This is a genomic window from Thermovirga sp. (genome assembly GCA_012523215.1).
Lineage (GTDB): Bacteria > Synergistota > Synergistia > Synergistales > Thermovirgaceae > 58-81.
Genome location: JAAYIZ010000134.1, coordinates 1 through 5,012, shown reverse-complemented (window position 1 = coordinate 5,012; position 5,012 = coordinate 1). Strand labels below are relative to the sequence as shown.

Here is a 5,012-nt window from a genome sequence, read left to right as displayed (position 1 = left end):
TCAACGCCGTCAAAGACCTCGTACTGCACCTTTCCCTCGAGGCTCTTCGTGACCCTGTCAAGCAGCCCGGCCTTGATGATGCCTTTGTCCGTCACTATCAATACTTTTTTCGCCTGAAGAGCTTCCAACTCCCTGCCCAGTTCGCCCGAGACACCGAGCCCGAAGCTGATCCTGGTGGGCAGGATAAAATCAAAACTGTTCATGAAACTCATCGTCATCACCACTTATACGCAAAATTTGAATTTTTTCTATTCCTTGCATTATCGATGATGAAGAAGAATTCAGCCTTCCGAAAGGCCTCCAGCTTCATGTTCCATTGGGCCCTTTAAACTCTGCGGCCCTGGACAGCCTGTCGCGGACGGCCAGCCCCACCCCCTCCTCCGCGGGGAGTTCGGCCAATATAACATCGACACCGGAACGTTCCAGGTCCCTCAAGGCCGAAAAGAGTCCCTTCGCGTATTCCTCCATGGTCGTAAAGCGCACTTCCCCCACCACGGTGACGGGAGAGGGCGACATACCCAGGTAGGCCACCTTGGCTCCCCGTCGGAATAACCCCGGCTCCCCGGTCCAGTCCTTTCCGGCCTCGAAGAGGACTACCGGTATGGACGGGGCATAGTGTCTGTACCTTGTCCCTGGCGACCGCCGCTCCCCGGGCCCTCCCGGAGAAAAGAGGACAGGCCCTGCCGCCTCGTTGAGAACCTCCAGGGAAACCCCGCCTGGACGCAGCAGCACTGGCCGGTCTCCCGTCACATCGAGCACGGTGGACTCAACGCCCACGGCGGTAGGGCCCGCGTCAAGTATCAATTCGATCCGACCCTTCAGGTCCTCCAGGACAGCCTCCGCCGTGGTCGGGCTGGGCCTTCCGCTCCTGTTGGCGCTGGGTGCGGCAATGGGCGCGCCCGATCTTCTTATGAGATCGATGGCGACGGTGTGGGCGGGCATCCTGACGGCCACCGTATCGAGCCCGCCGGTGACCTCGCCCGGTATCCCGGCCGCCGCCGCGATCACCAGGGTAAGCGGTCCCGGCCAGAAGAGGTCCATCAGCCTGCGGGACCTTCCGTCAACCTGCCCGACACGGGCCGCCGCTTCCTTGCCCTCGACGTGGACGATCAGCGGGTTGTCGGCCGGCCTCCCCTTGGCCTGGAATATCCTTTGGACGGCATCGGGGGAAAGCGCGTCGGCGCCAAGGCCGTAGACGGTCTCCGTCGGGAAGGCCACCAGGCCGCCGCCCTGGATGACCTCGGCCGCCTTCTCGATAGCTTCCTTTTCAGGTTTTTGCCTGTCGACGGTGAGCACTTCCGTCCTCAAGACCTGTCGCCCCCATCCTGGAAATCTTCGTGGAATCTTTTCCTGAAATTGGCGAAGGTGCCTGTCCGGATCGATTGCCGGATACCTTCCATCAACTCCAGGAGGTAGTGGAGATTGTGCCAGGTGCATAACCGGGAGCCCAGGATTTCTTTTGAGCGGAAAAGATGTCGGATATAGGCCCGGGTAAAGTTTCGACAGGCGTAACAGCCGCATTCGGGGTCGATGGGCCTGAAATCCCTTTCGTACTCGAGGTTCTTGATGTTCATCCTTCCATGGCGCGTCATGAGCGTCCCGTTCCTGCCGTTCCTGGTCGGGAGGACGCAATCGAACATGTCGACACCCCTCGCGACACCCTCGACGAGGTTCGAGGGGTAACCTACCCCCATCAGGTAGCGGGGTTTGTCCGCCGGTAATTCGGGTATCACAGCATCGAGAATCCGGTACATTTCATCGTGGCTTTCACCCACCGACAACCCTCCCACGGCATAACCCGGAAAACCCATCTCCACCAGTTCGCGAGCGCAGCGGACGCGCTGATCCTCGAAGACGGAGCCCTGGACAATGCCAAAAAGGGCCTGGTCGGGCAACCGGTGGATCTCGAGACACCGCCGAGCCCAGAGGATGGTCCTCCTGACGGCCTCTTCCGAATCCTCGACGGAGCATGGGTAGGGGGCGCACTCATCAAAGCACATGGCGATGTCACTGCCGAGGGCTTCCTGGACTTTTATGGACAGTTCCGGCGTCATCAGGTGGGTTGTGCCATCGAGGTGGGACCTGAAGGTCACGCCTTCGTCGGAGACCTTCCTGAGCGCCGACAGGGAGAACACCTGGAAGCCCCCGCTGTCGGTGAGGATCAGGCCCGGCCACCCCATGAAGCGATGGAGACCGCCGGCCTCACCGACGACATCGTGGCCAGGGCGGAGATAAAGGTGATAGGTGTTGGCCAATATTATCCTTGCCCCCATCTCCTGGAGTTCGAAGGGAGCCATGGCCTTCACCGTCGCCCTCGTCCCGACGGGCATGAAAACCGGCGTTGGTACGGAGCCTCGCCTGGTCCTTATCTCGCCCACCCTGGCGCAGGTGTCGGGGCAAAGTGAATCGACCCGGAAGCCGAACATCAGGCCCGATTCCAGCGGAAGAGCCGCGAGGCGTTCTCCCACAGCGCCCGGGCGCACTCTTCAAGGGAAATCTCCCTGGCTTCGGCCAGGGCCTGGTAGACATAGGCGACCCAGGAGGGTTCGTTACGCCGCCCCCTCCTGGGTTGAGGCGACAAAAAGGGAGCGTCGGTCTCACAAAGGAGTCTATCCAGAGGCAGGGCGGCCGCCACATCCCTCAGCGCCGCATTTTTCGGGTAGGTCAGGGGGCCGGCGAAGGAAATGAAAAAGCCTAGGTCGATGGCGGCGAAGGCGTCTTCCAGGCTTCCCGAAAAGCAATGGATGACGCCGCCGCATTCGCGGGCTCCTTCGCTCTTCAGTATCTCGAGGGCCTCGGGGTAGGCATCCCTCACATGGACGACCAGTGGCTTTTTCACCTTTTTAGCGAGGGCCACGTGCTCTGCAAAAACTCGCTCCTGGATATCCCTGGGGGAGTGTTCATAGAAAAAATCCAGGCCCGTCTCCCCGACGGCCACCACTTCGGGAGACCGGGCCATCTTCTTCAGGGAATTGGGGGTACCCGAAAAGGCGGAGGAGGACTCGTGGGGATGAATACCCACGGCCGCGAAAAGCCCGCCCTTCTCCTTGCTTCTCACCAGTTCGACGGCGTCGGCACTCCCTGCCTCGTCGGACCCGACGACCAGCATCCTTTCCACTCCCGCCCGGGCAGACCTCGTAAGCAATTCGTCGAGGTCGGAAGTGAACTCTTCCATCGCCAGGTGACAATGGGAATCGACTAATCTCAGCATTGCAAACCTCCCAGAGATAAAAAAGGGGCCGGGAACACCCGACCCCTCCAGAGCGGGTGCTCCACGAAGCGTTAATGGACCCGGGAACCAAGGGCAATCTCGCTGTCGACGGTGAGGAGGGCGAGGCTTTTCCCATCAGACGTCTCGGCCGCCAGGAGCATGCCGTTGCTCGTCACTCCCCGCAGAGAAACCGGTTTCAGGTTGCAGATCACTATGATCTGACGGCCTTCCAGCTCCTCGGGTGAACGGAAATCCCTGATGCCGGACACTATGGTCCTTCTTTCGTAACCCAGGTCGAGGTCCATCTTGTACAGTTTGTCCGACCTGGGGACGGGTTCCACCTTGAGGACCCGGGCTACCCGCAGCTCTATCTTCCGGAAGTCATCGATGGTGACCTCCGGCTCGTGATCCCCCGGATCGGGGGTGGCCATCTTCCCGGCGTCCCGCTCGGCCTTCTGCTTCTCCCATTCCTTGAGGTCGACCCTTGGGAAGAGGACGGCCTTCTTGCTGATCCGGCGGCCCTCGGGCATCTGTCCCCACTCCAGTTCGTCCAGCCGAAGTCCGGCGGGATCATCCGGGATGCCGATCTGGTCGAAGATCTTCAGGGCCGTACCGGGCATGAAGGGCGAGACCATGGCCGCGGTGAACCTGAGAACTTCGCAGAGGGTGAACAGCACAGGTCCGAGCCTCTCGAGGTTCCCCTCCCTGCCCAGTTTCCAGGGCATGGTCTCGTCGATATACTTGTTGGCCCTCTTGATCAGGGTCCAGGCATCCTTCAGGGCCTCGTCGAAGGCGTAGGCGTCCATCTTCGCCCTGTAGGATTCAAGGGTCTCCAGGGTCATGTCCCTTATCGCCCCGTCCAGGTCATCGGAAACCCCCAAACCGGAGGGTACCACGCCGCCGGCGAAGTTTTCGATCATCTGGAGGGTCCTGTTGAGAAGGTTTCCCTGGTCGTTGGCGAGGTCTGAGTTGATGCGCCCCACCAGTGCCCTCTCGGAGAAGTCGCCGTCCAGGCCGAAGGGTATCTCCCTCATGAGGAAGTATCGGAAGGCGTCGACCCCGTAGAGGTCGGCCATCTCGAAGGGGTCCACCACGTTGCCCCTGGATTTGGACATCTTGTCCCCTTCCACGGTCCACCAACCATGGGAGAAGACCGTCGCCGGCGGGTTGAGACCCAGTGCGAGGAGCATGGCGGGCCAGACGATGCAGTGGAACCTGATTATATCCTTGGCCATTATGTGGTTGACCGTGGGCCAGAACTTTCCCACGAGGTCTTTGTCCTCGGGGTAGCCGCAGACGGTCAAGTAATTTATGAGGGCGTCGAACCATACGTATATCACGTGTTTTTCGTCCCCCGGGAGGGGTATCCCCCAGGATACGGAGGTCCTGGAGATGGACTGGTCCCTCAGGCCGCTTTTTATGAAACTCAGGACTTCGTTGTAACGGGAGTGGGGCAGTATCGCGGCCGTGTTTTTCTCGTAGTAGTCAAGGAGGGGCTTTTGATACTTTGACATGCGGAAGAAGTAGCTCTCCTCGGTCATGTTCTGCAGCGGCCTGCCGCAGTCGGGGCACAGTTTATCGCCGCCGACCTGGCTCTCGGGGAAGTAGGTCTCGCAGGGGACGCAGTACCAACCCTCGTAGGAGCCCTTGTAGATGTCTCCCTGCTCCATCAGCCTTTGAAAAATATACTGGACCACCCGCTTATGCCTCGGCTCGGTGGTCCGGATGAAGTCGGTGTTGGTTATCCCCAGCACTTCCCAGAGTTTCTTGAAGTTGACCATCACGGAGTCGACGAGTTCCT

The 5,012-nt window shown here is 60.3% G+C and carries 5 protein-coding genes; all 5 read right to left on the bottom strand.

Going from position 1 to position 5,012, the window contains the following annotated elements; translation table 11 throughout:
• Positions 1-212 (bottom strand): iron-containing alcohol dehydrogenase (locus GX108_03710; GenBank protein NLO56150.1); only part of this gene is annotated, 212 nt, incomplete at its 3' end.
• Between the two features lie 94 nt (positions 213-306).
• Complete coding sequence (locus GX108_03705) at positions 307-1,308, bottom strand: threonylcarbamoyl-AMP synthase (GenBank protein NLO56149.1); 1,002 nt, start codon at positions 1,306-1,308, stop codon at positions 307-309.
• A complete protein-coding gene (gene tgt, locus GX108_03700) occupies positions 1,305-2,426 on the bottom strand; it encodes a tRNA guanosine(34) transglycosylase Tgt (GenBank protein NLO56148.1) in 1,122 nt (373 codons plus the stop codon). The genes GX108_03705 and tgt overlap by 4 nt, the downstream gene beginning before the upstream one ends.
• Entirely contained in the window at positions 2,426-3,208 is a 783-nt protein-coding gene (locus GX108_03695) for a TatD family hydrolase (GenBank protein ID NLO56147.1), read from the bottom strand. The genes tgt and GX108_03695 overlap by 1 nt, the downstream gene beginning before the upstream one ends.
• 74 nt (positions 3,209-3,282) lie before the next feature.
• Positions 3,283-5,012, bottom strand: a 1,730-nt coding sequence (gene metG / locus GX108_03690; protein ID NLO56146.1) for a methionine--tRNA ligase, incomplete at its 5' end; no start/stop codon positions are given.